The 26,268-nt window shown below is 60.6% G+C and carries 30 protein-coding genes; 16 read left to right on the top strand and 14 right to left on the bottom strand.

Translation table 11 applies throughout. The features are described from left to right. Positions 1-117 precede the first annotated feature (117 nt). Complete coding sequence (locus CAF76_RS15190; protein WP_085647703.1) at positions 118-2,178, top strand: S-type pyocin domain-containing protein; 2,061 nt, start codon at positions 118-120, stop codon at positions 2,176-2,178. After that, on the top strand, positions 2,175-2,432 hold the full coding sequence (locus CAF76_RS15185) for a hypothetical protein (RefSeq protein ID WP_064593445.1): 258 nt from the start codon (positions 2,175-2,177) through the stop codon (positions 2,430-2,432). Before CAF76_RS15190 ends, CAF76_RS15185 begins: the two co-directional genes overlap by 4 nt. A gap of 44 nt (positions 2,433-2,476) precedes the next feature. Here the strand turns inward: CAF76_RS15185 and CAF76_RS15180 are convergent, their stop codons facing one another. The 5 genes from CAF76_RS15180 to CAF76_RS15160 form a co-directional block, all read right to left on the bottom strand. Then, positions 2,477-3,388: an SDR family oxidoreductase gene (locus CAF76_RS15180; RefSeq protein WP_064593443.1), complete on the bottom strand. Its 912-nt coding sequence runs from the start codon at positions 3,386-3,388 to the stop codon at positions 2,477-2,479. Positions 3,389-3,539: 151 nt separating this feature from the next. Continuing rightward, on the bottom strand, positions 3,540-4,442 hold the full coding sequence (locus CAF76_RS15175; RefSeq protein ID WP_085647702.1) for an alpha/beta fold hydrolase: 903 nt from the start codon (positions 4,440-4,442) through the stop codon (positions 3,540-3,542). Next, entirely contained in the window at positions 4,442-5,224 is a 783-nt protein-coding gene (locus CAF76_RS15170) for a class II aldolase/adducin family protein (protein WP_085647701.1), read from the bottom strand. Before CAF76_RS15170 ends, CAF76_RS15175 begins: the two co-directional genes overlap by 1 nt. A gap of 132 nt (positions 5,225-5,356) precedes the next feature. After that, complete coding sequence (locus CAF76_RS15165; RefSeq protein WP_064593437.1) at positions 5,357-6,043, bottom strand: LrgB family protein; 687 nt, start codon at positions 6,041-6,043, stop codon at positions 5,357-5,359. After that, positions 6,033-6,419, bottom strand: a complete 387-nt coding sequence (locus tag CAF76_RS15160; protein ID WP_074691777.1) for a CidA/LrgA family protein — start codon at positions 6,417-6,419, stop codon at positions 6,033-6,035. Before CAF76_RS15160 ends, CAF76_RS15165 begins: the two co-directional genes overlap by 11 nt. A gap of 95 nt (positions 6,420-6,514) precedes the next feature. On the opposite strand from CAF76_RS15160, the gene CAF76_RS15155 reads away from it, so the two are divergent. Further along, complete coding sequence (locus CAF76_RS15155) at positions 6,515-7,402, top strand: LysR family transcriptional regulator (protein ID WP_064593432.1); 888 nt, start codon at positions 6,515-6,517, stop codon at positions 7,400-7,402. Here CAF76_RS15155 and CAF76_RS15150 read toward each other — a convergent pair. Next, positions 7,392-7,847: a flavodoxin gene (locus CAF76_RS15150; RefSeq protein WP_064593430.1), complete on the bottom strand. Its 456-nt coding sequence runs from the start codon at positions 7,845-7,847 to the stop codon at positions 7,392-7,394. The two genes, CAF76_RS15155 and CAF76_RS15150, sit on opposite strands and share 11 nt — an antisense overlap. A gap of 153 nt (positions 7,848-8,000) precedes the next feature. On the opposite strand from CAF76_RS15150, the gene CAF76_RS15145 reads away from it, so the two are divergent. Beyond that, entirely contained in the window at positions 8,001-8,477 is a 477-nt protein-coding gene (locus CAF76_RS15145; protein WP_085647700.1) for a PAS domain-containing protein, read from the top strand. Positions 8,478-8,531: 54 nt separating this feature from the next. Continuing rightward, entirely contained in the window at positions 8,532-9,137 is a 606-nt protein-coding gene (locus CAF76_RS15140) for a hypothetical protein (RefSeq protein WP_039769347.1), read from the top strand. Positions 9,138-9,140: 3 nt separating this feature from the next. Here the strand turns inward: CAF76_RS15140 and CAF76_RS15135 are convergent, their stop codons facing one another. After that, positions 9,141-10,100 carry a MerR family transcriptional regulator gene (locus CAF76_RS15135; RefSeq protein WP_085647699.1) on the bottom strand — a complete coding sequence of 320 codons (960 nt, stop codon included), beginning with the start codon at positions 10,098-10,100 and terminating at the stop codon, positions 9,141-9,143. A gap of 224 nt (positions 10,101-10,324) precedes the next feature. Here CAF76_RS15135 and CAF76_RS15130 point away from each other — a divergent pair, with 224 nt between their 5' ends. From CAF76_RS15130 to CAF76_RS15105, 6 genes are all read left to right on the top strand, one after another. Further along, positions 10,325-10,894 (top strand): antibiotic biosynthesis monooxygenase, encoded by a 570-nt coding sequence (locus tag CAF76_RS15130; RefSeq protein ID WP_064593423.1) that lies wholly within the window; start codon positions 10,325-10,327, stop codon positions 10,892-10,894. Between the two features lie 56 nt (positions 10,895-10,950). Continuing rightward, positions 10,951-11,661, top strand: a complete 711-nt coding sequence (folM, locus tag CAF76_RS15125; RefSeq protein WP_064593421.1) for a dihydromonapterin reductase — start codon at positions 10,951-10,953, stop codon at positions 11,659-11,661. Between the two features lie 22 nt (positions 11,662-11,683). Next, positions 11,684-12,244: a GTP cyclohydrolase I FolE gene (gene folE, locus CAF76_RS15120; RefSeq protein ID WP_064593419.1), complete on the top strand. Its 561-nt coding sequence runs from the start codon at positions 11,684-11,686 to the stop codon at positions 12,242-12,244. Beyond that, positions 12,245-12,616 carry a dihydroneopterin triphosphate 2'-epimerase gene (gene folX, locus CAF76_RS15115; protein ID WP_007957207.1) on the top strand — a complete coding sequence of 124 codons (372 nt, stop codon included), beginning with the start codon at positions 12,245-12,247 and terminating at the stop codon, positions 12,614-12,616. A 68-nt stretch (positions 12,617-12,684) separates the two neighbouring features. Then, on the top strand, positions 12,685-12,981 hold the full coding sequence (locus CAF76_RS15110; protein ID WP_064382510.1) for a DUF1244 domain-containing protein: 297 nt from the start codon (positions 12,685-12,687) through the stop codon (positions 12,979-12,981). Continuing rightward, positions 12,974-13,312 (top strand): HopJ type III effector protein, encoded by a 339-nt coding sequence (locus CAF76_RS15105; protein WP_011332495.1) that lies wholly within the window; start codon positions 12,974-12,976, stop codon positions 13,310-13,312. The genes CAF76_RS15110 and CAF76_RS15105 overlap by 8 nt, the downstream gene beginning before the upstream one ends. Before the next feature lie 64 nt (positions 13,313-13,376). On the opposite strand, the gene trxB is transcribed toward CAF76_RS15105, so the two are convergent. Next, entirely contained in the window at positions 13,377-14,339 is a 963-nt protein-coding gene (gene trxB / locus CAF76_RS15100) for a thioredoxin-disulfide reductase (RefSeq protein ID WP_039769336.1), read from the bottom strand. A 310-nt stretch (positions 14,340-14,649) separates the two neighbouring features. Here trxB and cysZ point away from each other — a divergent pair, with 310 nt between their 5' ends. Together cysZ and CAF76_RS15085 are read left to right on the top strand one after the other, a co-directional pair. Continuing rightward, on the top strand, positions 14,650-15,402 hold the full coding sequence (cysZ, locus tag CAF76_RS15090; protein ID WP_011332493.1) for a sulfate transporter CysZ: 753 nt from the start codon (positions 14,650-14,652) through the stop codon (positions 15,400-15,402). Positions 15,403-15,444: 42 nt separating this feature from the next. Then, positions 15,445-16,665, top strand: coding sequence for a glycosyltransferase family 1 protein (locus tag CAF76_RS15085; protein ID WP_085611347.1), 1,221 nt, complete (start codon positions 15,445-15,447; stop codon positions 16,663-16,665). On the opposite strand, the gene CAF76_RS15080 is transcribed toward CAF76_RS15085, so the two are convergent. From CAF76_RS15080 to CAF76_RS15070, 3 genes are all read right to left on the bottom strand, one after another. Further along, on the bottom strand, positions 16,634-17,737 hold the full coding sequence (locus CAF76_RS15080) for an NADH:flavin oxidoreductase (protein ID WP_064600676.1): 1,104 nt from the start codon (positions 17,735-17,737) through the stop codon (positions 16,634-16,636). The genes CAF76_RS15085 and CAF76_RS15080 overlap by 32 nt on opposite strands. A 157-nt stretch (positions 17,738-17,894) precedes the next feature. Next, positions 17,895-18,377 (bottom strand): glutathione peroxidase, encoded by a 483-nt coding sequence (locus CAF76_RS15075; protein WP_007959082.1) that lies wholly within the window; start codon positions 18,375-18,377, stop codon positions 17,895-17,897. Between the two features lie 123 nt (positions 18,378-18,500). Continuing rightward, complete coding sequence (locus CAF76_RS15070; protein ID WP_011332490.1) at positions 18,501-18,986, bottom strand: peptidylprolyl isomerase; 486 nt, start codon at positions 18,984-18,986, stop codon at positions 18,501-18,503. Between CAF76_RS15070 and CAF76_RS15065 the strand changes: the two genes are divergently transcribed. From CAF76_RS15065 to CAF76_RS15055, 3 genes are read left to right on the top strand one after another with little or no spacing between them, the layout of a single operon-like run. Beyond that, positions 18,985-19,293 (top strand): DUF3565 domain-containing protein, encoded by a 309-nt coding sequence (locus CAF76_RS15065; protein ID WP_085647698.1) that lies wholly within the window; start codon positions 18,985-18,987, stop codon positions 19,291-19,293. The two genes, CAF76_RS15070 and CAF76_RS15065, sit on opposite strands and share 2 nt — an antisense overlap. Before the next feature lie 60 nt (positions 19,294-19,353). Further along, the gene (gene pta / locus CAF76_RS15060; RefSeq protein WP_011332488.1) at positions 19,354-21,453 is read left to right on the top strand and encodes a phosphate acetyltransferase; all 2,100 of its coding nucleotides are present in this window, start codon (positions 19,354-19,356) and stop codon (positions 21,451-21,453) included. Positions 21,454-21,457: 4 nt separating this feature from the next. Next, entirely contained in the window at positions 21,458-22,363 is a 906-nt protein-coding gene (locus CAF76_RS15055) for an acyltransferase (protein ID WP_085647697.1), read from the top strand. 113 nt (positions 22,364-22,476) lie between these two features. Here CAF76_RS15055 and cysN read toward each other — a convergent pair whose 3' ends face one another. From cysN to CAF76_RS15040, 3 genes are all read right to left on the bottom strand, one after another. Further along, positions 22,477-24,375 (bottom strand): sulfate adenylyltransferase subunit CysN, encoded by a 1,899-nt coding sequence (gene cysN / locus CAF76_RS15050; RefSeq protein ID WP_064593408.1) that lies wholly within the window; start codon positions 24,373-24,375, stop codon positions 22,477-22,479. 9 nt (positions 24,376-24,384) lie between these two features. Beyond that, a complete protein-coding gene (cysD, locus tag CAF76_RS15045; protein WP_007912374.1) occupies positions 24,385-25,302 on the bottom strand; it encodes a sulfate adenylyltransferase subunit CysD in 918 nt (305 codons plus the stop codon). Between the two features lie 135 nt (positions 25,303-25,437). Beyond that, the gene (locus CAF76_RS15040; protein ID WP_011332485.1) at positions 25,438-26,196 is read right to left on the bottom strand and encodes a Nif3-like dinuclear metal center hexameric protein; all 759 of its coding nucleotides are present in this window, start codon (positions 26,194-26,196) and stop codon (positions 25,438-25,440) included. Positions 26,197-26,268 lie beyond the last annotated feature (72 nt).

Raw genomic sequence — 26,268 nt, 5'->3', positions numbered from 1 at the left:
ACACCCTTCTCAGATACCTCTGCGCAAACTCTCCTGTAACTTCAATGGGCAAATACCCATTAGTGATTCGTACGTTTATGTTCTGAAAAACCAACGCACATTCAAAAGGATATGAATATGCAAAGACCACCTCCATTTGAATTGACGGAGCCTGTGTGGACAACCGCTGAAGCACCGTCGCATTTCAACCCCGGCATTTCCACTGTTGATCACAATCGTTATAACGGTCCGTTCGGCACGCCGCGCAGCCCTGCCCGTTATCAGCAGGTGTTGCAGAACTTCATTACCCCGCTGACTCAGGAATACCAGGCGAAGGCTGCACAAATCCCGCAAGCCATTGAAGTCGATCTGGCCGCGACCCGCCTGGAAGAGTCGACCCAGCCGCTGCCGCCCGCTGCCGCGATCAGCCGAGAGCTGGGCGTGCGCAACCGGCTGATCCAGCGCAAGAACGCGCAACTGCAACAGCAGGCACAACTGTCCCACGGCTTCTACGGCAGCGATCCCACCGACAAGACGGTCTACCAGTTCCTGTCCCGGGCCTACGCCGTGGACAAGGTGCTGAGTCCCAACGGACCGGGGATGAACCTGTGGAAGCAATCCTATCGCGCGGCAATGGAAGTCAGATTGCTGACCCAGACGCTGGCGACGCTGCATCAACAACACGTCAACGTGCACAACTGGCTGGCGGCGGTACAGGCCAATGACGCCGCGCAGGCCCGGGCCGCAGAAACCGCACGCCGCGCCGCCGAACAGGCGCGGATCGCCGCAGAACAGCAACGCCAGAAAGCCTTGGCGGAGACGGCGCGGCGCCAACAGGAACAGCAAGAAGTCCAGGCCCGCGAGCAAGCGCGGTTGGCGGCGCTGGCCGAGGCACAACGCAAAGCCGCGGAACAGGCGCGGATTGCCGCCGAAGCCGCTGCGCGCCAGCTGGCTGCTGAACAGGCGCACTTGGAAGCCCTCGCCAAGCAGCAGCGCCATACAGAGGCTGCACGCCAGGCCCGTGAACAGGCACGAGCGGATGCGGGCCAGCGGGTTTATCCAGCGTCTGCCGCGGCGGCCAGCGCCGGGCCGGTGATCGCATTCGCCTCGAACGCAGCGCGCCTGACCCCGTCGACAGCCACAGCGATCCTCACGGTCCTGCGCTCGGCGGTTGTCGGCATCAACGCCTTGGGCGCCTCGCTGCTGGCACCGGTTGCGGTCGGGTTCGCGGCTTTGCTGGCGCCTTCACGTCTGGGCAACGGTGAGCGTTTCAGCGTCAGCGTGCCGCTGGTCGAGTTGTCTTCTGCCACGCCGCAGGCATTACGCGAGATCGCGCAGCGCCAGGGCACATTGCAGATACCGATCGGACTGGGGACAAGAAGGATGGGCGCCGGCGCCGAAGTCTTCGTGGTCAGCGCTGACGACTTTCAGGTACGCAGCGATGTTCCGGTGCTGCGTGCGACCTTCGATTCGCTCAACGGGGTTTACGAGACCGTCCTGCCCGATTTGCCCAACGACATTCTGACCTGGACCCCGGTCATCAGCCCGGGCGACAGCTCCACGCTGCTCCCGAGTGCCGATACCGATCCGTCGACATACAGCGGCGCGCCGATCATGCCGATCGAGGGAAGGCTGGACCTCCACCCGAGCCTGGAGGAGGAATGGGAGCGCTTCGTCATTATCTTTCCGGAGGACTCGGGGGTTGCGCCGCTGTATGTGGTGATCAGCAGTCCGTATGAGGGGGCTTCTGTTAGAGGAATATATAGCGGGCGACTTTTCAATCCAGCTCAAGCAGGTGGACCGATACTTCATCTTGACTGGCGTCAGGCAGTCATCACGGGCACCGGCATTTCCTCGGTTAAACTACACATCGCACGATTTGATCAATCAGATGCGAACAACATCATGATTCATCGACTTGAAAAAATACTGAACGGTCAAATGGCAGCCACCGACACTGATTTACGCTATTACACTCATGAGATTAGGGAACTAGAGAGATTTCGAGCGCTAGGATTGAGTGATGACTTCAAGCCAGACAAAGAATCCCCGATGTGGAACAACGCGCACAGCGCAACATTGGAGGATTTCCAACTGGCGGATCATGAGTCTTTGCTTTACACGGAAGATGCCATAGCGGCAGCAGACAAACAGGACGAAGTGTTTTTCAAAAACCTTTTAAAAGGAGGGCAGCAATGAGCATCGTTGAACAAATTGTCAAAAATGAGCCAGTAGAAGATGTTTTGACTGTGTTCGGCCTCGGCTCAGCTATTCCCTCCCTGGACAGAATGTTTGGCCGATATCGACGTGAAGTCATAGAAAGCGGAGAGTTGCTGGAAACCTACACAAGGCTTTTTGAACTCGGGGTGTTGGCAGTCGGCGAAGGGTCTGTCGCGATTAAAGGCCCCAACTGGTCCCCTCCAAAATTCATGATCGAAAACAGATACACCTGATCGGCAAATCGGCCACCAGGCTCTCACCTGGTGGCCTCTTCGGGTTACAACGAATACTTCTGCAGATTCCCCATCATTTCCTTCAGCGCTTCGATGTTGTCCTTCGGATGCGCCGCGCCTTCGAAATCACAGATCTGCTGCCAGTGCGCCGCGACGTCTTCCGGGGAAAACCCGACGCGAGGATCGAACCCGGCACCGAGGCTGCGCTCCCAGCGCACCTTGCCCATCCAGCCGCCGCCGACTTCGAACAGGCCGGAAGTTTCCTGGCACTGTTCGCTGGCCAGGTACACCACCAACGGGCTGACCAGTTCCGGTTTGAGTTGTTCGAACACTTGCGGCGGGATCAGGCCTTCAGTCATGCGCGTACCGCCGGTGGGGGCAATGGCGTTGACCAGGATGTTGTTCTTGCGACCTTCGATGGCCAGGGTGCGGGTCAGGCCGTAGAGACCGAGTTTGGCCATGCCGTAGTTGGACTGGCCGAAGTTGCCGTAGATGCCCGAAGTCGAGGCGGTGAAGATCACCCGGCCGTAATTTTGCTCACGCAGGTGCGGCCACGCGGCGCGGGTCACCTTGTAGGCGCCTTCGACGTGGACGCGGTAGACCAGATCCCAGTCGGCGTCTTCCATTTTGTGGAAGGTCTTGTCGCGCAGGATCCCGGCGTTGTTGACCACCACATCGACTCGGCCGAACACATCGAGCGCGTTCTGCACCAGTTTGTCGCCGTCGGTGACCGAGTCATGGTTGGCTTCGGCGATGCCGCCGGCCTCGCGGATTTCCGCCACCACGCGATCAGCGGCCGAAGCGTTGGCGCCTTCACCCTGGGTCGAGCCGCCGAGGTCGTTGACCAGCACTTTGGCGCCCTGTTTGGCGAACAGCAAAGCGTGAGCGCGTCCCAGGCCACCACCGGCTCCGGTGACGATCACGACTTTATCTTCGAAACGCACAGAATCATTCATCGGGGCAACTCCAGCAGACCTGAGGGACAGTGTCCCTGAGTGTCAGGCACAGAGCGTGCGGTCACAACGAACACGGCTGAGGCTGAATGGTGCGCGATAAGGCTGGGGGATGATGAAACGTGCCGAGGCGTCAGGCGCCTCGGGCACCAAGTCAGGAGCACGCCACCTTGCGCGGCGGCAACACGAAGTGATCGCGAAATTCGAGGTAGTGTTTGAGCACCTGCACCGGCGCTTCGCTTTGCGGGTAATGGCCGATGCCCGGCAACAGCACGGTGTCCGCGTCGGGGATCAGCTCGCGATAACGCTCGACCATGTGCGCCCCGGAAATCGGATCGACTTCGCCATCGATCACCCGCAGCGGCACCTCGCCGCGCTGCATCGCCGCGACCCAGCGATCACGCTGAACCCGGCGCTCAGGAATGTAGTGAATCAGCTTGTGCATGACGCGTTGCCCGCGATTGCATTCGATCAGGCTCCAGAAATCATCCATTTCGCTTTCGCTGGGCCGGGTGTCCGGGCCGAAAATCTGCTGGAAGCTCTTCACCAGCGCATCGCGGGTGAATGCCCGACCGATCATCCAGCCCAGAGGGCTGAGCAGCAGTTTTTGCGCCAGCAGCGGTCGATGAGTTTCCGGGAACAAACCTCCGTTGAGGAACACGCAACTGGCCACTTCGATCAGGTTTTCGTAATGCCGGACCAGCAACTCCTGGGCAACACTGTCACCATAGTCGTGGGCCAGAATGTGCACCGGTTGTTCGACCGACAGATGCGCCAGCAAGGCCTGTTGCAGATCGGCCTGCTCCAGCAGGCTGTAAATGTGATTCAGCGGCTTTGCCGAGTCGCCGAAGCCGAGCATGTCGCAGGCAATCACCCGGTAGCGCTGGGACAGCGGCTGCCACAGGTAATGCCAGTCCCAACTGGCCGTCGGAAAGCCATGGATCAACAGCAGCGGTTCGCCCTGCCCGGCTGTCCAGTAGCGGATCGGCTGACCACGGAAGACAAACGTCTGGCCGCGTTTACGCCAGACACTCAGAGGGATCTCGGCGAGAGGCATTAGAGTCTATACCCCGGGTCTTGTTTATCGAGTTTGCGCAGCAGCGCCGGCCAGGCCAGCGCGCCACCCATGCCTTGAGCACTTTTGGTGACGCCGGCGATCATCGCCTTGGCGCCTGCCAGAATCTGCGGTTCGATGGCGATCAGTTCGGCACCGCCGGTCTGCGCCATGACCTGAATATCGCAAGCGCGCTGGAAGGTGAACATCATCAGGAACGTGTCGGCGATGGTGCCGCCACAGGTCAGCAGACCGTGGTTGTGCAACATCAGGAAATTGCTGTCGCCCAGATCCGCCTGCAACCGCGCTTTCTCTTCATGGTTGAGCGCCACACCTTCGTAAGCGTGAAAGGCCAGGCTCGACAGCACGAACAGCGATTGCTGACTGATCGGCAACACGCCCTGCTTCTGCGCCGACACCGCGACACCGGAGGCAGTGTGGGTGTGCAGCACGCAGGCCACGTCGTGCCGCACTTCATGAACGGCGCTGTGAATCGTGTAGCCGGCGGGATTGATTTCGTAGGGGCTGTCCATGAGCTTGTTACCGGCCTGGTCGACCTTCACCAGACTGGACGCGGTGATCTCATGGAACATCAGACCGAACGGGTTGATCAGGAAATCTTCGGTGCCGGGCACCTTGGCGGAAATGTGAGTGAAGATCAGATCGTCCCAGCCATGCAGAGCGACCAGACGATAACAGGCGGCCAGATCGACCCGGGTCTGCCATTCCGCGGCACTGACCTGATCTTTGACGTTCACGGACGAAGGGACGGGGGCTACGCTCACTGTATGCACCTCTGCGTTCTTATTGTTTTTGCGTGTGTCAGCAGTCTAGTCAGCCCCGGACGGTCGCGTAGTTGCATTGGCAGCCAGCTTGATGACTGAACGAGTCAGCGACGCAATCTGCTTGGATCCATGTCAAAGCAACGACGCCAACAAAGGCGCGGCGAACAGATTGAGCAGTCCCGTCAGCACCATCACCAGCCCCGCGACCGAGCCCTCTTCGCCGCCCACTTCATGGGCGCGGCTGACGCCCGCACCATGAGCACCCACGCCGAACAATGCACCGCGCGCCAATGGGCTGCGCAGTGGCAGCCACTTGAGCAGCACACCGCCGAGCATGGCGCCGAACACCCCGGTGAACATCACGAACACCGCTGTCAGCTCAGGCACGCCACCGAGGTCCTGCGCCAGCGGCATGGCGAACGGTGTGGTGATCGAGCGCGGCACCAGCGACAGCGTTACCGAACTGTCCAGCGCCAGCGCTTTCGCGAGGCCGAACGACGTGGCAATCGATGCCGCACTGCCGGCCAGCATGCCCAGCAGCAACGCCGACCAATGCCGCACCAGCAATCGCCGCTGTTGCCAGATCGGCACCGCAAACGCCACGGTGACCGGCCCGAGTACCAGCATCAGCCAATGGGTGTTGCTCGAATACTCGGCGTAAGCGGTGTGCAACGGCACGGCAAGCGCGAGCAGCAACGCGGGAACCAGAATCAGTGGCGACAGCACGTAACGTCCGGTCCGCCGATACAGCCAGCGACTGAACAAATAGGCCAGCAAGGTGAACGCCAGCCAAAACATCGGCATCAGCTCAAGCTTCATGGGATCGCCTCAGGCGCACGGCCAGCTCCACGGTGAACGCGGTCACCAGCATCACCATCAGGGTGCTGGCCGCGATCACCAACAAGATCCGCCAGCCGTCATCGCGCAGCAACGCGCCGTAATCCAGCAGGCTCATCAGCGCCGGAATGAAGAACAGCAGCATCTCGGCCATCAACAAGCCTGCGCCCATTTGCAGCGCCGCCGGTTTGACCCAGCCGAACGCAAAACCCAGCAGCAACAGCGCCATGCCGATCACGCCGCCGGGAATCGGCCAGGCCAGCCACGCTGCGATCTGGCAGCCGAGCAGGTAAAGAGCGAGCAGCACGGCCAGTTCGGCCAGCAGGCGAGAAAGGTATTTGAGGGTTGAGGCTTTCATCGGTGAGCTCCTTTCGGATGCCTATCTTACGAAGCTGACTGCCATCTCCGAAGCGAATTGTTAGACTCAAAGCCATTCCAATCTGGAATCAGGCCATGGAATTCAAACAACTCAGAAGTTTCGTCGAAGTCATGCATCAGGGCGGTTTCACTCAAGCTGCAAAAAACCTGCACATCAGTCAGTCCGCCGTGAGCAAGCAGATCGCCCAGCTCGAACAGAGCCTCGGCACACCGTTGCTCGAACGACTGGGTTCACAGATACGCCTGACTGCCGCCGGCAGCGTGGTGCTGCACCGGGCCGAAGGCATGCTGCGGTTGCGCAATGAATTGCTCAGCGAACTGGATGACCTCAGCCAATTGGCACGCGGCGAGTTACGTCTCGGGTTGCCCTTGCTGGGCAGCGATGCATTGTTTGCCGGGCTTTTTGCCGAATACCGACGGCGCTATCCGAACATCAGCGTGCAGTTGCTTGAGGGTGGCAGTCGCAATATCGAACAGGCGGTGCTCAGCGGGGAGCTGGAGTTGGGTGGCAGTCTGCTGCCGAAGGATCCGCAATTCGACTTTCAGCCATTCTGCGATGAACCGCTGGATGCGCTGTTACCGGTGGATCACCCACTGGCGGCAAAAGGTGAAATCGGTCTGGAGGAGTTGGCCGATACGCCGTTCCTTTTGTATCAGCGCAGTTTCGTGCTCAACGATCGCTTGCTCCAGGCGTGCCAGCAAATGGGCTTCACCCCGAGGGAAGGCGGACGCAGTGGGCAGGCGGATTTTCTTGCGGCTCTGGTCGCCGCCGGACAAGGCGTGGTGCTGCTGCCCAGCGTGGTGGCACGCGGTCTGGTGCGGCCAGGCGTGGTGCGCCTGACCCTGAATGCGCCGGACTACTTGCGCTGGGACATCGCTTTCATCTGGCGCCGGGGCGCCTATCTGTCGAAGGCTGCGCAGGCCTGGCTGGCGCTGTTGCGTGAACGCGGGATCAGCCCTTGAGCGTGGCGATCAACTGTTCCAGCCAAGGCTCGGCGTCGGTTTCCGGGGTGACGCTTTCGCTGGCGTCGATGCGCAGCATGTCCTGCACTTCGCGCACGCCCAGCTCGCCGAACAATTCGCGCAGTTGCTCGCCGCCGCCGCAGAAGGTGTCGCCGTAGCTGGCGTCACCCAGTGCGATCACCCCGCCGGGCAAACCACGCCAGGCTGCCGGCAGTTGATCACGAATGGCCGAATACAACGGTTGCAGGTTGTCCGGCAGTTCGCCCATGCCGGTGGTCGAGGTCACGCCCAGCAAGGCTTCAGGGCCAAACGCCTGGAGATCGGCGAGGCTGGCGCGCGAGTTGTAGAAGGTTTCAAAACCGGCGGCGTTCAACAGGCTCTGAGCGTGGCGAGCGACTTCTTCGGCCGTGCCGTACACCGAGCCGGAGAGGATGGCGACTTTCATCAATCTGATCCTGAAACTGAAAAAAAGAGCGGCGATAGTAACAGCCAGCGGCGCTCTGTTGCGATTGGCTCTCGATAAGGGCTGGTGGCCAGTAGACAGCGCCGGTCGATCTTCTAGAATGCCTGCCATCGAACTCCTTGTAAGGCTTCATAGATGATCAATGCCAGTCTCCTGCAAATGGTGATCAACGCGTCGAACGATGGAATCGTGGTGGCAGAAAAAGAAGGTGATCAGGACAACATCCTGATCTACGTGAATCCGGCTTTCGAAAAACTGACCGGCTACACCAGCGAAGAAATTCTCTATCAGGACTGCCGTTTTCTGCAGGCCGGGGATCGCGACCAGGCCGGTTTAGGGGTGATTCGCGAGGCGCTGAAGAACGGTGGTTCCTGCCGCGAAATCCTGCGCAACTACCGCAAGGACGGCAAGCCGTTCTGGAACGAACTGTCTCTTTCGACGGTAAAAAATGCCGACGACGGGCAGACCTACTTCGTAGGTGTGCAAAAGGACGTTACGGTTCAGGTCAAGGCGCAGCAGCGGGTGGCGCAACTGGAAGCCCAGGTTGCGGCACTGGAAGCAGAAATTGCTGCCTTGAAAGCGACGAACGGCGAAAACAAAACAACGAACTAATTGTCATTAACTACAATCACCAATGACTTTGTAATTATTCATTTCGAGTTAGCCATGCAGCGTGACGCCCTCCTGACCCAGGATGAGCTGGATTTCATCCAGACCATGCAACACAACCCGCAACTCAATGTACGGGATGCGACGTCGAGCCTGCTGGTCAATGGTGGTTCACAGATCCGTGATTTGCTCACGCGTCTGGCGGCCCATGAGCAAGTCACCATCCAGGCTAACTTCGAAAATCAGCAGATGACTTTCCCGCTGCATCTGGTGGAAGACGAATTCCACGCCCTGCATCTGCGTCTTGGGGTGCCGAGCATTTATGAAGACGGGCCGATGGTGCGTCCATGGCGCCTGACCCTGGAAGAGCCGGTGGCACTGGAAAACGCCAAGGGCCAGCCAGGTACGCTGTGGGTTCACGAGGTTTCGCACAAGGGTGTGCTGCTGGAAGTGCGCAACAAGACCAAGCCGCCGAAGCACTTTGCCTTGTGGTTCAGCCCGTCGGGCTATGAGCGGATTGCCCTGCGCGGGACGTTCGAACGGGAAACCGAAAGCGGCTTTTATGCTTACGAGCTAAGCCAGAGCGATGCCGATGAAACCGAGCGTCTGCGCCAGTTCATCCTGCAACAGCATCGCCTGACCCACCCTGCCCTGCACACCTGATTCTCAGGTATCCAGCGTCCCTGCGAGGAACTGATTCATGCGCTGGCGCATGGTCGATCCTTCATTGCCCAGGCAGCCGACCGATGATCCCGCCAGGCTGTCCTGTGCCAGATCGGCCGCATCCCCCGCCAGCATCAACTGACAATCAAGACTCAGCGCCAGACGATTCAGTCGACGCGGCAGCTCGGGTGCCGGGGCGTGATTGGAAAACAGCACCAGCGCCTCGGGCTTGATCTTCTCGCACACCAGCGTCAGCTCATCGAACGGCTGACCGGTGGTGAGCACACGAACCCCCGCGTCATTGCCGCTGAGAAACAGCGCTGCCACCAACAACTCAAGCTCGCGACACTGACCGGCCAGCGCGCTGACGATCACCTTGCGCGGTTGCGAGCCCCGCAGCGCGACGATGCGCTGCAGCACTTTCGCTCGCAGAAAACCATCGAAGAACAGCCACTCGCTGGTTTGTCCGAACGCATCCTGACGCTGGAGCATTTGCAGCCACAGCGGCATCAGGATGTCTTGAAACACGACAGGCAAGGCATAGGTGGAGAAAATCTGACCGTAGACCCGATCAAGCAACTGATCGTCAAACGAACTGACTGCCTGCCGAACCTGTTCCTGCCACTGGAGATAGTCCGCCTGCACCAGATCATCGGGAATGAAGTGGGCCAGCACTTTCATTGGCTCGGTCTTGGCCAGGATCTTGCCGACCTTGCTCACCGAAACGCCCCGATCGATCCAGTCGACGATGCTGCGAACGCGCTCGATATCGGTCATCGAATACAGGCGATGCCCACTCTCGGTGCGCGTTGGCTGAATCAATCCGTATCGTCGCTCCCATGCGCGCAACGTCACCGGGTTCACGCCGGTCAGGCGCGCCACTTCACGTATAGGAAAAAGCTCCTCGCGATCCAGCGCTACGGATGCCTGCGAAGCAGGACGAACGTCTGTAATGACAGGCATTTGTGCGGACACGTCCTTGTTGGAAGAGTTTGTGGGCGAAGTTGGATCCATTCTACTCCTGATGCCCCCGAACGGTTCAAGCGATCAAATGGAACGAAAGTATCGGGTTCGTCACGAAAATAAGGAATAATCCTTGCTTGTCAAAGAACGCAGCCCTCTACCCCGGCGCTGCGTCAGGCGAAACTCCTACCCGGAGCGACGCACCTGCAATACGGAGATACACAATGTCTACTTCCCCCGTCACGCTGATGGTCGCGCGTCGTGTCGCCAATGGTCGTTATCAGGACCTGATCGCCTGGTTGCGAGAAGGCGAACAACTGGCCACCGACTTCCCCGGTTACCTCGGCTCCGGCGTACTGGCCCCGCCTCCCGGCGACGATGAATTCCAGATCATTTTCCGCTTCGTCGACGAACAGACCCTGCACGCCTGGGAACATTCGGCTTCGCGCACCGCATGGCTGGCCCGTGGCAGCGATCTGTTTGCCCACCCGACGGAACATCGGGTCAGCGGGATCGAAGGCTGGTTCGGTGCTGCCGGTCATCGCCCGCCGCGCTGGAAACAGGCCGTGGCGATCTGGCTGGCGTTCTTCCCGGTGTCGCTGCTGTTCAACTTCGTGCTGGGCCCGCTGCTCGCTGAAATGAGCCTGTTGCCGAGAGTCTTCATCAGCACGCTGTGCCTGACCCCGTTGATGGTCTACTTCTTCATTCCGCTGTCGACCCGCCTGCTGGCCGGCTGGCTCAACCCGGCGCCTGCTCGCCCATTGCCTGCCACGCCGTCCACACAAAATCGCTGAAGCCGTCGCTCGCGTCGCTGTTATAGTTTTTGCTCTGACTTCGACGCGAGCCGTACATGACTTCTCCCACCGCTCCCATCCTCATCACCGGCGCCGGCCAGCGGGTCGGCCTGCATTGTGCGCAGCGTCTGCTGGAAGATGGCCATCGGGTGATCTTCACCTACCGCAGCGAACGCCCGGGGGTGAAGACGTTGCGGGATCTGGGCGCCCTCGGGTTGCATGCGGATTTTTCCAGCGAAGCCTCGATCCTCGCGTTCATCACCGAACTGAAGTCCCGCACCGACAGCCTGCGCGCCATCGTGCACAACGCCTCGGAATGGCTGGCGGAAACCGACGACGGCGAAGCCGAAGCCTTCAGCCGGATGTTCAACATTCATATGCTGGCGCCCTACCTGATCAACCTGCATTGCGCCGAACTGCTGCAACGTTCGAGCCCTGCCGACATCATCCACATCAGCGATGACGTCACGCGCAAGGGCAGCAGCAAACACATCGGCTATTGCGCCAGCAAGGCCGGGCTCGACAGTCTCACGTTGTCCTTCGCTGCGCGCTACGCGCCGACAATCAAGGTCAACGGCATCGCACCAGCCCTGCTATTGTTCAATCCCGACGACGACGCGGCGTACCGCGCCAAGGCGCTGGCAAAGTCCGCACTGGGCATCGAACCCGGCAGCGAAGTGATTTATCAGAGCCTGCGTTACCTGCTCGACAACCCGTATGTCACCGGCACGACCCTGACCGTCAACGGCGGGCGGCACGTCAAGTAATACGCCCCCGCGAGGATGCTCCATGACCCGTTCCCTGCCCGAGCATTACCGCGAGATCCTGATCGGTCTCGGTGAAAACCCTGACCGCGAAGGACTGCTAGACACACCGGCGCGGGCGGCCAAGGCCATGCAGTATCTGTGTCACGGCTACGAACAGAGCGTTGAAGAGATCGTCAATGGCGCGCTGTTTGCCTCCGACACCGACGAGATGATCATCGTCGCCGACATCGAGCTCTATTCGTTGTGCGAACATCACCTGCTGCCCTTCATCGGCAAGGCCCATGTGGCTTATATTCCGACGGGCAGGGTGCTGGGGCTGTCGAAGATCGCGCGACTGGTGGACATGTTCGCCCGCCGCCTGCAGATCCAGGAAAACCTCACCCGCCAGATCGCCGAGGCGGTCCAGCAAGTCACCGATGCCGCCGGTGTCGCGGTGGTCATCGAAGCCCGGCACATGTGCATGATGATGCGCGGTGTCGAGAAACAGAATTCGACCATGAACACCTCGGTCATGCTCGGCGCCTTCCGCGAGTCGAGCAACACCCGCCAGGAGTTCCTGCAATTGATTGGACGGAGCAAATAAATGCCACAACTTCAACCGGGAATGGCGCGCATCCGGGTCAAGGATCTGCGCCTGCGCACCTTTATCGGGATCAACGAGGACGAAATCCTCAACAAGCAGGATGTGCTGATCAACCTGACCATCCTGTACGCCGCGCAGGAAGCGGTGCGTGACAACGACATCGACCACGCGCTGAACTACCGCACCATCACCAAGGCGATCATCGCCCACGTGGAAGGCAACCGCTTCGCGCTGCTCGAACGCCTGACCCAGGAGCTGCTGGATCTGGTGATGGCCAACGAATCGGTGCTGTACGCGGAAGTCGAAGTCGACAAACCGCATGCCTTGCGTTTTGCCGAGTCGGTGTCGATCACCCTCGCCGCCAGCCGCTGAACGTGTCTGGCGCTCCGGGCGTCAGACTTTTATCATCCGCGCCACGATTTGACTGCACAGAGCCCATCATGACCGAGCAACAACGCCTCGAACTCGAAGCCGCCGCCTTCCGCCGGCTGGTCGCCCACCTGGACAGCCGCAAGGACGTGCAGAACATCGACCTGATGAACCTCGCCGGGTTCTGCCGCAACTGCCTGTCCAAGTGGTACAAGGCCGAGGCCGACGAGCGCCGGATCGAGGTCAGCCTCGACGATGCCCGTGAAGTGGTTTACGGCATGCCGTACGCCGAGTGGAAAGCCCAATATCAGCAAGAAGCCAGCGCCGAACAGCAAGCGGCGTTCGCCAAAGGAAAACCCCATGAGTGATCTGAACACCCTGCGCGCCAGCCTCAAGAGCGGCGAACACGTTTTTGCCGACACCCTGTCGTTCATCGCCGCCGGTTACGACTACCAGCCGCAGGCGTTCAACAACGGCGGCGTGGAGAACGCCGCCGGGCAGAACGAAGGTTCGTGCAAGACCCTGGGTCTGGCGTTGCTGGAAGGCTTGAGCGATGAAGAAGCACTGCTGGCGTTCGGCGAACACTACCGTTCGGTCGTGGCAACGCCTGAAGGCAGCGATCACGGCAATATCCGTGCGCTGATCCAGCACGGTCTGGCGGGCGTGAAATTCGAAGCGCAACCGCTGACCCGCCGCTGATTCCCGAGCGAATCGCAGGCATGAAAAAACCGGCCAATTGGCCGGTTTTTTCGTTTCTGCGATCTTAGAACGAAGCGTTCTGCAAACCGTCCAGGTAACGCTCGGTGTCCAGTGCCGCCATGCAACCGGCGCCTGCCGAGGTGATGGCCTGACGGTAAACGTGGTCGGCCACGTCGCCGGCAGCGAAGATGCCTTCGACGCTGGTCGCGGTGGCGTTGCCTTCACGGCCGCCCTGAACGACGAGGTAACCGTCCTTCAGCTCCAGCTGACCTTCGAACAGCGAGGTGTTCGGGGTGTGGCCGATCGCGATGAACACGCCGTCGACCTTGATTTCGTCGAAGCTGCCGTCGTTGTTCTTCAGACGCGCACCGGTCACGCCCATGTTGTCACCCAGCACTTCGTCCAGGGTCGCGTTCAGCTTCAGCTCGATCTTGCCTTCGGCCACACGGGCGTTGAGCTTGTCGATCAGGATCTTCTCGGCGCGGAAGGTTTCGCGACGGTGAATCAGGGTGACCTTGCTGGCGATGTTCGCCAGGTAAAGCGCTTCTTCCACAGCAGTGTTGCCGCCACCGACCACGGCCACCGGCTTGTTGCGATAGAAGAAACCGTCGCAGGTCGCGCAGGCCGAAACGCCTTTGCCCATGAACGCTTCTTCCGACGGCAGGCCCAGATAACGGGCGCTGGCGCCGGTGGCGATGATCAGTGCATCGCAGGTGTAGGTGCCGCTGTCGCCGGTCAGGCTGTATGGCTTGGAAGCGAAGTCCACAGCATTGATGTGATCGAAGACGATCTCGGTTTCAAAACGCTCGGCGTGCTCACGCATGCGCTCCATCAGCACCGGGCCGGTCAGACCGTGGACGTCGCCCGGCCAGTTGTCGACTTCGGTGGTGGTGGTCAGTTGACCGCCGGCCTGCATGCCGGTGATCAGCAGCGGCTTGAGGTTGGCGCGGGCAGCGTAGACGGCAGCGCTGTAACCGGCAGGGCCGGAACCGAGGATGATCACTCGCGAATGACGGACTTCAGACATGAACCTGCTCCTGTTGACCGGCCAAGACACCTGGCCGGACGCCGGACTGCCGGCGGGAATAAAAAAGGACTGTGGATAACCTTGGGGAAGGCGTGAGCTCGACAGTCCTGTAAAAAGTTGGGTGCAGCGTATCGAGGGGGGCAAGATTAAGGAAATACGGTTTAACAATCCAGCTCATAGGTGGTCTCTATGCCGACACACTGACGAGATGGACGTCTTTGTTACAGTGAATGTCGATCCCCCTGCCGCGCTTTCACAGGTTCTGCAAAGTCGGTAAGGTCGGCGCGTTTTCCCTTGCTCGGAGCACCTTATGCCCGCCCCTGTTCTGTCCGGCCCGCAATACCTGCGCGAGGGCCTCAAACTGGTCTTGAGCCCGGGCCTGCGCCTGTTCGTGCTGCTGCCGCTGGCCATCAACCTGGTGCTGTTCGTCGGATTGATCTATCTGGCCGGTCACCAATTCAGCCTGTGGGTCGACACGCTGATGCCGTCGCTGCCCGAATGGCTGAGTTTCCTCAGCTACATCCTGTGGCCGCTGTTCGTGGTGCTGGTGGCGCTGATGGTGTTCTTCACCTTCACGATGTTGGCCAACGTGATCGCAGCGCCCTTCAACGGTTTCCTCGCGGAAAAGGTCGAAGTCGTGGTGCGCGGCACCGACGACTTCCCGGCCTTCAGTTGGGGCGAACTGATCGCCATGATCCCGCGCACCCTCGCCCGGGAAATGCGCAAACTCGGTTACTTCCTGCCCCGCGCCATCGGCCTGTTCATTCTCTCGTTCATCCCGGTGGTGAACATCGTCGCCGCGCCGCTGTGGCTGCTGTTCGGGGTGTGGATGATGGCAATCCAGTACATCGACTACCCGGCGGACAACCACAAGCTGGGCTGGAACGAAATGCTCGCCTGGCTGCGCCAGAAGCGCTGGCAGAGCATGAGCTTCGGCGGGATCGTCTATCTGGTGCTTCTGATTCCGGTGGTGAACATCCTGATGATGCCGGCGGCTGTGGCTGGCGCGACACTGTTCTGGGTGCGTGAGCGCGGGGCCGAGAATCTGGTGACGCAACGCTGAGGCCGCGTCACAAATCCATCATCCGAACGTCACAACCACGACATGGCCTCAGCCGACACTGAGGCCATGACGACAGCTCTACATATCACCCTCATCAGCGAAACTTTCCCACCGGAAATCAACGGCGTGGCCAATACCCTTGGCCGCTTGTGCGACGGTTTGCGCGCACGCGGGCATCGGGTGGAACTGGTGCGACCGCGTCAGGCTGACGATCCGCAGCGAAGTGAAGATGACTCGCTGCTGCTGTGCCGAGGCTGGCCGTTGCCGGGTTATCCGGGGCTGCAATGGGGGCAGTCGTCGATGCACAAACTGCTGCGACGCTGGACGCGCCAGCGCCCGGACGTACTCTATATCGCAACCGAAGGCCCGCTCGGGCTGTCGGCACTGCGCGCGGCACGCCGACTCGGTATTGCCGTGGTCAGCGGCTTTCACACCAATTTCCAGCAATACACCCACCAGTACGGGCTGGGTTTGCTGACCCGCGTGCTCACCCACTATCTGCGCTGGTTTCACAATCGTTCGGCCCTGACCCTGGTGCCGAGCGTCAGCCAGCGCCTGGAGCTGGAGCGTCGCCACTTCGAACGCCTCGCGCTACTGTCCCGGGGTGTCGACAGTCAGTTGTTTCACCCAGCCAAGCGCCTGAATGCCTTGCGTGAGCAATGGGGTCTTGGCGAGCAGGACATTGCGGTCATTCACGTAGGACGCTTGGCGCCGGAGAAAAACCTCGGCCTGCTCAAGCGCAGTTTCGAAAAGCTCGCGGGCACTTACCCACAACGTAATCTGAAGCTGATCGTGATCGGCGACGGGCCGCAACGAATGGCATTGGAAAAGGAACTGCCCGAGGCGATTTTCTGCGGCTCGCAACGGGGCGAAGCACTGGCGGCGCACTATGCGTCGGGGGATGTTTTTCTGTTTCCGAGCCTGACCGAAACCTTCGGCAACGTCGTGCTGGAAGCGCTGGCCTCAGGCCTGGGGGTGGTGGCTTACGACCAGGCCGCGGCGGCCCAGCATATTCGCCATGGCTACAACGGCGTGCTGGCGATGCCCGGGGATGAAGAGGCGTTCTGCGAGGCAGCAGCGTGGCTGCTGGAAGAAGACGAAAGGTTGCGCTGCGTGCGCCTGAATGCACGCCAACACGCCAGCCGCCAGGGTTGGGCGGCTATCGTCGAACAGTTTGAAAACCATTTGCTGGGGGCTTGCCGCGACCTGCGCGACAAGCCTCCCACAACGATCAAACCAGCGTCATCAACGCCTCACGGCTGAACGGCAGAATGTCCTGCTCGCGGCCTTCGCGCACTTTCTGCGCCCAGTCCGGATCCACCAGCAGCGCACGCCCCACCGCCACCAGATCGAACTCGTCGTTGTTCAGACGCTCCAGCAGTTTTTCCAGACTGGCCGGTTGCGCGACCTTGTCGGTGTTGACCATGAACTGGAGGAACTCGCCGTCGAGGCCGACGCTGCCGACGGTGATGGTTGGTTTGCCGGTCAGCTTGCGTGTCCAGCCGGCCAGGTTCAGGTCGGAACCGTCGAATTCCGGCTCCCAGAAACGGCGCGTCGAGCAGTGGAAAATGTCCACGCCAGCGTCGGACAACGGCTTGAGGAACTCGCCCAGCGCTTCGGCTGTTTGCACCAGACGCGCGGTGTAGTCCTGCTGTTTCCACTGCGAGAAACGGAAGATGATCGGGAAGCCTTCGCCCACCGCCGCGCGTACGGCCTGGATCAGCTCGATGGCGAAACGCGAACGGTTGGCCAGGCTGCCACCGTATTCGTCAGTGCGCTGGTTGCTGCCTTCCCAGAAGAACTGGTCGATCAGGTAACCGTGGGCGCCGTGGATTTCCACGCCGTCCATGCCAATGCTCTGGGCATCTTTCGCCGCTTGGGCGAAGGCTGCGATCACGTCCTGAATGTCCTGCTTGGTCATGCCGTGCACTACGACCTGACCGTCCTTGAGTTTTTCCGACGGGCCGTAACCCGGCACGCTCGCGTCCGGTTCGGTACCCAGACGGCGCACATTGCCGACGTGCCACAGTTGCGGAACGATCTTGCCGCCTTCGGCGTGAACCGCGTCCACGACTTTTTTCCAACCGGCCAGCGCGGCTTCACCGTAGAAGTGCGGCACGTTCGGGTAACCGTTGGAAGCCTGATGGCCGACGGTGGTGCCTTCGGTGATGATCAGGCCGACACCGGCCGCCGCACGACGACGGTAGTACTCGATCACTTTGGAATTGGGCACACCGCCTGGAGAAAACGAGCGGGTCATGGGCGCCATGACCACGCGGGTCGGCAGTTCGAGGGCACCGAGCTGGAACGGTTTGAACAGGGCTTGCACGGGCATGGGAGGCTCCACGAAAAATTGATCGACGGTCATGCAAATCATATGACGGCGATAATATGCGCAGTTTCAACCAGCCGATAGCACTATTGATCTGAATGATTAAGGGTCAAAAGGCAGGCGAAAAAAATCGCAGCTCGATGGCTGCGATTTTTGTGTTTCAGCTCAGGGCTTTTTCAATCGCCGTGATCACCGAAGGATCATCCGGCGCCGTGCGCGGCGAGAACCGGGCCAGTACCCGACCGTCCTTGCCGAGCAGGAATTTCTCGAAATTCCAGGTGATGTCACCGGGAAACTCCGCGCCCTCGCCCGCCAGCAGACGGTATAGCTGATGGCGGTCGTGACCGTTGACTTCGAGCTTTTTCGACAATGGAAAACTCACGCCATAGTTGAGGCTGCAGAATTCCTGGATCTCCTGCTCACTGCCCGGTTCCTGGCCGGCAAACTGGTTGCACGGCAGGCCCAGCACACTGAAGCCTTTGCCTTTGTATTGCTGATAAAGGTTTTCCAGCGCCGCGTACTGTGGGGTCAAGCCGCATTTGGAGGCGACGTTGACCACCAGCACGACTTGGCCCTTGAAGGGTGCCAGCGGTAGCTCCTGGCCATCCAGGGCTGTCAACTTAAGGTCGTGAAAAGCACTCATGACGAACTCCAGATTCCCGTTTTCTACTCGAAACAGCCACTTGGCGAGACCACCAAGGACAGCCGCGGACTAAAAAGGCGCCCTCGGGCGCCTCTCCAGTACTCGAAAGCTTAGCGCAGAAAATCAGTGGTGATGGCCACCTTCGCCATGGACGTGACCATGAGCGATTTCTTCCTGGCTGGCATCACGGATGGCAACGACCTTCACCTTGAAGTTCAGGCGCTGACCGGCCAGCGGGTGGTTGCCGTCGACAGTGACGTCGTCGCCGTCCAGGTCACGAATGGTGACGATCTGCATCTGGCCGTCCGGCGCCGAAGCGTGGAACTGCATGCCGACTTCCAGCTCGTCAACGCCTTCGAACATGCTGCGGCTCAGGGTGCTGACCAGTTCGGCGGCGTATTCGCCGTAGGCATCTTCCGGCTCGACGGACACTTCCAGATCGTTGCCGACTTCTTTACCTTCCAGGGCTTTTTCCAGGCCCGGGATGATGTTGCCTGCGCCATGCAGGTAGACCAGCGGAGCGCCGCCGGCGGAGCTGTCGATGACCTCACCAGCGTCGTTGGTCAGGGTATAGTCGATGGAGACAGCCTTATTGGCGGCGATCAGCATGGGGCGAGACCTTTTGCATAAGAATGAAGAACGGACAAGTCTAAACAAGGATTTGCCCGAAAGCGAACAGAACCCGGACAGACGGGATCGATTGGCGCCCGTGACCGTCCGCGGATTCCATCAGGACGAGGACGGCCACTGGGTCGCCGAGCTGTCCTGCGGCCACACCCAGCACCTGCGCCACCTCCCGCCCTGGCAGTCCCGGGCTTGGGTCCTGGACGCCGCGCAACGTATTGAAAAAATAGGCCAACCCTTTGCTTGCGGTTGGTGCGCACAAGGCTCGGTTAGCGATAACCTTGGCGACTGAATTGCGGCAGATCGGCACACAGAGACGATCGCCATTGCCATGCACCCTTAGAGAATCCGCATGCAAACTTTTTTTATCGCGCCCACCGACTTTGGTGTGGGTCTGACCTCCATCAGCCTCGGGCTGGTGCGTACGCTGGAGCGTGCCGGGCTGAAAGTCGGCTTCTTCAAACCGATTGCCCAGCCGCATCCGGGCGACACCGGCCCTGAGCGTTCGACTGAACTGGTAGCGCGCACCCACGGCCTGAAACCGCCGCAGCCACTGGGCCTGGCCCACGTCGAGCGGATGCTCGGTGACGGTCAGCTCGACGAGTTGCTCGAAGAAATCATCACCCTCTACCAGCAGGCCGCCATCGGCAAAGACGTGCTGGTCGTCGAAGGCATGGTGCCAACCCGCAGCGCCAGCTACGCCGCGCGGGTCAACCTGCACCTGGCCAAGAGCCTGGATGCTGAGGTGATTCTGGTCTCGGCCCCGGAAAACGAAGTGCTGACCGAGCTGTCAGGCCGCGTCGAGTTGCAGGCGCAGTTGTTCGGCGGGCCGAAAGACCCGAAAGTCCTCGGCGTGATCCTCAACAAGGTCAAGACCGACGAAAGCATGGACGCCTTCGCCGCGCGTCTGAAAGAGCACTCGCCATTGCTGCGCACAGGTGATTTCCGTCTGCTCGGCTGCATTCCGTTCCAGCCCGAACTCAACGCTCCGCGCACCCGCGACGTCGCCGACCTGATGGGCGCCCAGGTGCTCAACGCCGGCGACTATGAAACCCGGCGCATGACCAAGACCATCATTTGCGCGCGCACCATGCGCAACACCGTGGATCTGCTCAAGCCCGGCGTGCTGGTGGTGACCCCCGGCGATCGCGACGACATCATCCTCGCCGTCAGCCTCGCGGCCATTAACGGCGTACCGCTGGCCGGCCTGTTGCTGACCAGCGACACCCTGCCCGACCCACGCATCATGGACTTGTGCCGTGGCGCATTGCAGGCTGGCTTGCCAGTGCTGTCGGTGAGCACCGGCTCCTACGACACGGCCAACCTGCTCAACGGCCTGAACAAGGAAATCCCCGTCGATGACCGCGAACGCGCGGAGATCATCACCGATTTCGTCGCCAGTCACCTCGATGCCAACTGGCTGCACCAGCGCTGTGGCACGCCACGGGAAATGCGCCTGTCGCCGGCGGTGTTCCGCTATCAGTTGATTCAACGCGCGCAGGCCGCCAACAAACGTATCGTCCTGCCCGAAGGCAGCGAGCCGTTCACCGTACAGGCAGCGGCAATCTGTCAGGAACGCGGGATTGCCCGTTGCGTGCTGCTGGCCAAACCGGCGGACGTCGAAGCTGTCGCACGTGCTCAGGGCATCACGCTGCCGCCGGGGCTGGAAATCCTCGATCCGGACCTGATCCGTGAGCGCTACGTCGAGCCGATGGTCGCGCTGCGCAAGAGCAAAAGCCTCAACGCGCCGATGGCCGAGCAGCAACTGGAAGACACCGTGGTGATCGGCACCATGATGCTGGCACTGGATGAAGTCGACGGCCTGGTCTCCGGCATCATCAACACCACGGCCAACACCATCCGCCCGGCGCTTCAACTGATCAAGACCGCTCCGGGCTGCACACTGGTGTCGTCGGTGTTCTTCATGCTGTTCCCGGAAGAGGTGCTGGTCTACGGCGACTGCGTGATGAACCCGCATCCGAGCGCCAGCGAACTGGCGGAGATCGCCCTGCAAAGCGCCGACTCGGCCGCCGCATTCGGTATCACGCCACGAGTGGCGATGATCAGCTACTCCAGCGGCGAATCGGCCACTGGCGAGGAAGTCGAGAAAGTCCGCGAAGCCACCCTGCTCGCCCATGAACAACAGCACTCGCTGCTGATCGACGGGCCGTTGCAGTACGACGCCGCCGCCAACGAAACCGTGGCCCGGCAACTGGCGCCGAACAGCCAGGTGGCAGGTCGCGCCACGGTGTTCGTATTCCCCGACCTGAACACCGGCAACACCACCCACAAGGCCGTTCAACGCAGTGCCGATTGCGTGAGCCTCGGCCCGATGCTGCAAGGCCTGCGCAAACCGGTGAACGATCTGCCGCGCGGCGCGCAGGTCGACGACATCGTCTACACCATCGCCCTGACCGCGATTCAGGCTGCCAACCGACCTCTGGATATCTGACCCGATGCTGGCTTTTCTCCCTGCCCCCCTGCGCGGCGTGATCGCCGCGCTGCTGCTGGCGCTGAACACGATCCTGCTGTGCTCGTTCCTGTTTCTTGTGGCGCTGATCAAAGTGCTGCCGTTCGGCCTCGCACGCCGCGCTTCGCGTTGGCTGATGAGCCACACCCACGAGGCCTGGATCAGCAACAACAAGGGCTGGATGAACCTGGTGCGCCGCACCCGCTGGCACCTCAGCGGTCTGCAGGGCCTGGACTACCAGCACTCGTACCTGATCACCAGCAACCATCAGAGCTGGGTCGACATCCTGGTGCTGCAATACGTGCTCAACCGGCGCATCCAGCCGCTGAAGTTCTTCCTCAAGCAGGAACTGATCTGGGTCCCGGTCATCGGTCTGGCGTGGTGGACACTGGGCTTCCCGTTCATGAAGCGCTATTCAAAAGCCTATCTGGAAAAACACCCGGAACAGAAAGGCAAAGACCTCGAAACCACCCGCAAGACCTGCGCGAAATTCCGCGACAACCCGGTAGGCATCTTCAACTTCGTCGAGGGCACACGCTTTACCGAAGGCAAGCATGCGCAGCAGCAATCACCGTTCAAATACCTGCTCAAACCCAAGGCCGGCGGCATCGCGTTCGTGCTGGATGCGATGGGCGAACAACTGGAATCGATCGTCAACGTCACCATCCACTACCCGGGCGGACGCCCTGGCTTCTGGGATCTGCTGTGCGGCAACGTCCGAGACGTAGTGGTGCACTTCGAAGAACTGAAAATCCCACCGCAGTTCATCGGCAGGAACTACGACCAGGACGGCGAATACCGCCTGCAATTCCAGGGCTGGATCAACCAGCTGTGGCAAGACAAGGATGCACTGCTTGCGCAGATGCACCGCGAGTATCCGGATCGCCGCTAATCGATCGTTCGCACCTCGAGGCACTGATCGTTCCCACGCTCTGCGTGGGAACGATCTATAAAAAAACCCGCAGACAATCACTTGTCTGCGGGTTTTCTTTTTGCAGCGAACGCTTAAATCGCGCCACGCTTGCGCAACAGATCCAGCACCAGCTTGACGCTTTCATCCAGCGACAGCGACTGGGTGTCGATCACCAGATCAGCATCCAGCGGCACGTCATACGGGAAGGATTCGCCCGGAATGTTGTCGCCACCGGCAGCATACAGACCTTGCGGATCACGTTCGGCGCACACAGTCGGCGAAGCCTGAACATAAACCGTCAGCAGACGCTCCTTGCCGATCAGATCCTTCGCCTGTTCACGACCTTCGGCACTCGGCGCCACAAACGCCGCAAGCGTCAGCAGACCCGCTTCGTTGAACTGACGCGCCACATGCGCGGCACGACGCCAGTTCTCGGTGCGACCGGCGCGATCCTGCGGCAGACCCTTGTTGAGATCGTGACGCAGGTTCTGGCCATCCAGCACAAACACCGCACGACCCAGATCAAACAGCTTGCGCTCGACCGCGTATGCCAAGGTGCTCTTGCCTGCGCCGGACAGGCCGCTGAACAGCACGGTAGCCGGTTGCTGACCGAAACGCTGAGCGCGTTCTTCGGTCGCTACATGGGCCAGTTTGCCGTGATGCGTAGCCGTACCGTGGGTCACCGGCTGAGCGACGATCATGCCGGCGCCGACGGTGCCGTTGGTCAAACGGTCGATGACGATGAACGCGCCGGTGGTGCGGTTGCTGTCGTAACCGTCGAGGGCGATCGGCGCGTCGAGCGCGATCTTCACCTTGCCGATTTCGTTGAGCTGCAACGCGCTCGCCGGGCCTTCTTCGAGAGTGTTGACGTCGACCTTGTTGACGATGCTGGCGATGGAGCCCGGCACGTAACTGGTGGCGCGCTTGATGTCGTATTTCTTGCCCGGCAGCATCGGCTCTTCGGCCATCCATACCAGCATCGCTTCGAAGCTGTCGGTCACTGGCGGAACGTTGTCGGCGTGAACCAGCAGGTCGCCACGGGAGATGTCGATCTCGTCTTCCATGGTCAGCGTTACCGCCTGGCCAGGACCTGCATGCTCCAGCTCACCTTCGAAGGTGACGATGGATTTCACACGGCTGCTCTTGCCCGACGGCAGGACCACGACTTCGTCGCCCTTCTTGACGATGCCGCTGGCCAGGGTGCCGGCGAAACCGCGGAAGTTTAGGTTCGGACGGTTGACGTACTGCACCGGGAAACGCAGATCGGTGAAGTTGCGGTCGCCCGCCACTTCCACGGTCTCGAGGATTTCCATCAGCGACTGGCCGGTGTACCACGGCGAGCGCTCGGACTTGTTCACCACGTTGTCGCCCTTCAGAGCGGACATCGGCACGAAGTGCATGCTGGTCGGCTTCATCTTCAAGCCTTCGGCGAACTTCAGGTAGTCGGCCTTGATCGACTCGAACACGCCCTGATCGAAGCCCTTGAGGTCCATCTTGTTGATGGCGACAACGATGTGCTTGATGCCCAGCAACGAGGCGATGAAGCTGTGGCGGCGGGTCTGGGTCTGCACGCCGTAACGGGCGTCGACCAGGATGATCGCCAGGTCACAGGTGGACGCACCGGTGGCCATGTTGCGGGTGTACTGTTCATGGCCGGGGGTGTCGGCGATGATGAATTTGCGCTTGGCGGTGGAGAAATAGCGGTAGGCGACATCGATGGTGATGCCCTGCTCGCGCTCGGCCTGCAGGCCGTCAACCAGCAATGCCAGGTCGATGTCGTCACCGGTGGTGCCGACTTTCTTCGAATCGCGGGTGATGGCTTCGAGGTGATCCTCGTAGATCATCTTCGAGTCGTGCAGCAGGCGCCCGATCAGGGTGCTCTTGCCGTCATCGACGTTACCGCAGGTCAAAAAGCGCAGCAGCTCTTTACGTTCGTGCTGGCCCAGGTAGGCGAGGATGTCCTCGCTGATCAAATCAGAAACATGCGACATGACAGCCCCTTAGAAATAGCCTTGACGTTTTTTGTCTTCCATCGAGCCTGCGCCATCGTGGTCGATGACCCGGCCCTGGCGCTCGGAAGTTCGCGTCAGGAGCATTTCCTGAATGATGTCCGTCAGGCTTTCGGCCTCGGACTCCACCGCGCCCGTCAACGGGTAGCAGCCAAGGGTACGGAAACGCACTTTCTTTTTGACGATGCGCGCCTTGTCCTCGTCGGACAGGTGCTCGAGGATGCGCTCGTCGTCGATCATGATCAGCGTGCCGTTCTTCTCGATCACTTCGCGTTCGGCGGCGAAGTACAGCGGTACGATCGGGATGCCTTCGAGGTAGATGTACTGCCAGATGTCCAGCTCGGTCCAGTTCGACAGCGGGAATACACGAATGGATTCGCCCTTGTTGACCTTGCCGTTGTAGACGTTCCACAGCTCGGGACGCTGGTTCTTCGGGTCCCAGCGATGTTTGCTGTCACGGAACGAGTAGACGCGCTCCTTGGCGCGGGACTTCTCTTCATCGCGACGGGCACCGCCGAAAGCGGCGTCGAAACCATGCTTGTCGAGTGCCTGCTTCAGGCCCTCGGTCTTCATGATGTCGGTGTGCTTGGCGCTGCCGTGGGTGAACGGGTTGATGTTCTGCGCCACGCCATCGGGGTTGATGTGAGTGATGAGGTCCAGGCCAAGCTCTTCGACCATCTTGTCGCGGAACTTGTACATTTCCTGGAATTTCCAGCGGGTGTCGACGTGCATCACCGGAAACGGCAGTTTGCCCGGGAAGAACGCCTTGCGTGCCAGATGCAGCATCACGGCGGAGTCTTTACCGATGGAGTACAGCATCACCGGGTTGTCGAACTCGGCGGCCACCTCGCGGATGATGTGGATGCTTTCCGCCTCCAGCTGTTTCAGATGCGTCAGTTTGTCGACCATGGCTACTCACGAAAGCTTTCTTATGAACGGCCAGCGGGCCGTGTTCGAGCGGGGAATCCTAGCACAGCGCCCCCTTCTAATCAGGACGCCAACTAGATCGAAAGGGTATATGAATATGCCTGCCTGTTCGGGCGCTCAGATCGGATTCGGGCAGTCGATGAAGATGTGCTCCAGCGCAAAACGTTTCGCCAGATAATCGCCCAGCGCCTGCACGCCATAGCGTTCGGTGGCGTGGTGGCCGGCGGCGATGAAGCTGATGTCATTTTCCCGGGCGCTGTGGAACGTCTGCTCGGAGGCTTCGCCGCTGAGGAACAGATCGACGCCGGCAGCGATGGCGTTGTCGATGTAGCCCTGACCGCCGCCGGTGCACCAGCCAACACGACGGATCATCGCACTGCCTTCGACCAGCAGCGGTTCGCGGCCCATGACTTCCTGCACTTTGCGAGCGAAGTCACGCGGGGTCATTGGTTCGCTCAGCGAACCGACCAGACCGACGATCTTCAGGTTGTCCGGGTCCAGCGGCCCTTCGACGGTGATGTCCAGTTGACGGGCCAGTTGCACGTTATTGCCGACATCCGGATGCAGATCCAGCGGCAGGTGATAACCGAGCAGACTGATATCGTGCTTGAGCAGCGTCTTCAAACGGCGCTGCTTCATGCCGGTGATGCACGGGTTCTCGCCCTTCCAGAAATAACCGTGATGCACCAGCACCAGATCGGCTTCGGCTTCGACGGCGGCATCGAGCAACGCCTGGCTGGCGGTGACACCACTGACGATGCGCATCACCTGCGGACGGCCCTCGACCTGCAGACCATTGGGGCAATAATCGGCAATTTTCGCACTGCCAAGGTAACGGTCGGCTTCTTCGACCAGGGTGCTCAGGGCGACGGCCATGAAAGACTCCTAAATATCCCGTTCAGAGGCGCGCGCGGCCTCGTATAATGCGCGACATTATGGGCGGTCTGA

It is taken from the genome of Pseudomonas sp. B40(2017), from assembly GCF_002112855.1.
In the GTDB taxonomy this organism is placed as follows: domain Bacteria; phylum Pseudomonadota; class Gammaproteobacteria; order Pseudomonadales; family Pseudomonadaceae; genus Aquipseudomonas; species Aquipseudomonas pharyngis.
Note: the sequence above shows the minus strand (reverse complement) of the source record. Positions and strands in the feature narration are given on the sequence as shown.

Excerpts from the sequence above, each read along its gene's own strand:
- CAF76_RS15055 (WP_085647697.1), top strand. The coding sequence starts at position 21,458 with ATGCTGGCTTTTCTCCCTGCCCCCCTGCGCGGCGTGATCGCCGCGCTG.
- CAF76_RS15065 (WP_085647698.1), top strand. The coding sequence starts at position 18,985 with ATGGGGCGAGACCTTTTGCATAAGAATGAAGAACGGACAAGTCTAAAC.
- cysZ (WP_011332493.1), top strand. The coding sequence starts at position 14,650 with ATGCCCGCCCCTGTTCTGTCCGGCCCGCAATACCTGCGCGAGGGCCTC.
- CAF76_RS15140 (WP_039769347.1), top strand. The coding sequence starts at position 8,532 with ATGCAGCGTGACGCCCTCCTGACCCAGGATGAGCTGGATTTCATCCAG.
- CAF76_RS15155 (WP_064593432.1), top strand. The coding sequence starts at position 6,515 with ATGGAATTCAAACAACTCAGAAGTTTCGTCGAAGTCATGCATCAGGGC.
- CAF76_RS15110 (WP_064382510.1), top strand. The coding sequence starts at position 12,685 with ATGACCGAGCAACAACGCCTCGAACTCGAAGCCGCCGCCTTCCGCCGG.
- CAF76_RS15185 (WP_064593445.1), top strand. The coding sequence starts at position 2,175 with ATGAGCATCGTTGAACAAATTGTCAAAAATGAGCCAGTAGAAGATGTT.
- CAF76_RS15085 (WP_085611347.1), top strand. The coding sequence starts at position 15,445 with ATGGCCTCAGCCGACACTGAGGCCATGACGACAGCTCTACATATCACC.
- CAF76_RS15160 (WP_074691777.1), bottom strand. The coding sequence starts at position 6,419 with ATGAAAGCCTCAACCCTCAAATACCTTTCTCGCCTGCTGGCCGAACTG.
- pta (WP_011332488.1), top strand. The coding sequence starts at position 19,354 with ATGCAAACTTTTTTTATCGCGCCCACCGACTTTGGTGTGGGTCTGACC.
- CAF76_RS15175 (WP_085647702.1), bottom strand. The coding sequence starts at position 4,442 with ATGCCTCTCGCCGAGATCCCTCTGAGTGTCTGGCGTAAACGCGGCCAG.
- CAF76_RS15070 (WP_011332490.1), bottom strand. The coding sequence starts at position 18,986 with ATGCTGATCGCCGCCAATAAGGCTGTCTCCATCGACTATACCCTGACC.
- folE (WP_064593419.1), top strand. The coding sequence starts at position 11,684 with ATGACCCGTTCCCTGCCCGAGCATTACCGCGAGATCCTGATCGGTCTC.
- cysN (WP_064593408.1), bottom strand. The coding sequence starts at position 24,375 with ATGTCGCATGTTTCTGATTTGATCAGCGAGGACATCCTCGCCTACCTG.
- CAF76_RS15180 (WP_064593443.1), bottom strand. The coding sequence starts at position 3,388 with ATGAATGATTCTGTGCGTTTCGAAGATAAAGTCGTGATCGTCACCGGA.
- CAF76_RS15105 (WP_011332495.1), top strand. The coding sequence starts at position 12,974 with ATGAGTGATCTGAACACCCTGCGCGCCAGCCTCAAGAGCGGCGAACAC.
- trxB (WP_039769336.1), bottom strand. The coding sequence starts at position 14,339 with ATGTCTGAAGTCCGTCATTCGCGAGTGATCATCCTCGGTTCCGGCCCT.
- folM (WP_064593421.1), top strand. The coding sequence starts at position 10,951 with ATGACTTCTCCCACCGCTCCCATCCTCATCACCGGCGCCGGCCAGCGG.
- CAF76_RS15150 (WP_064593430.1), bottom strand. The coding sequence starts at position 7,847 with ATGAAAGTCGCCATCCTCTCCGGCTCGGTGTACGGCACGGCCGAAGAA.
- CAF76_RS15145 (WP_085647700.1), top strand. The coding sequence starts at position 8,001 with ATGATCAATGCCAGTCTCCTGCAAATGGTGATCAACGCGTCGAACGAT.
- CAF76_RS15135 (WP_085647699.1), bottom strand. The coding sequence starts at position 10,100 with ATGCCTGTCATTACAGACGTTCGTCCTGCTTCGCAGGCATCCGTAGCG.
- CAF76_RS15075 (WP_007959082.1), bottom strand. The coding sequence starts at position 18,377 with ATGAGTGCTTTTCACGACCTTAAGTTGACAGCCCTGGATGGCCAGGAG.
- CAF76_RS15080 (WP_064600676.1), bottom strand. The coding sequence starts at position 17,737 with ATGCCCGTGCAAGCCCTGTTCAAACCGTTCCAGCTCGGTGCCCTCGAA.
- cysD (WP_007912374.1), bottom strand. The coding sequence starts at position 25,302 with ATGGTCGACAAACTGACGCATCTGAAACAGCTGGAGGCGGAAAGCATC.
- CAF76_RS15130 (WP_064593423.1), top strand. The coding sequence starts at position 10,325 with ATGTCTACTTCCCCCGTCACGCTGATGGTCGCGCGTCGTGTCGCCAAT.
- CAF76_RS15190 (WP_085647703.1), top strand. The coding sequence starts at position 118 with ATGCAAAGACCACCTCCATTTGAATTGACGGAGCCTGTGTGGACAACC.
- folX (WP_007957207.1), top strand. The coding sequence starts at position 12,245 with ATGCCACAACTTCAACCGGGAATGGCGCGCATCCGGGTCAAGGATCTG.
- CAF76_RS15040 (WP_011332485.1), bottom strand. The coding sequence starts at position 26,196 with ATGGCCGTCGCCCTGAGCACCCTGGTCGAAGAAGCCGACCGTTACCTT.
- CAF76_RS15165 (WP_064593437.1), bottom strand. The coding sequence starts at position 6,043 with ATGAAGCTTGAGCTGATGCCGATGTTTTGGCTGGCGTTCACCTTGCTG.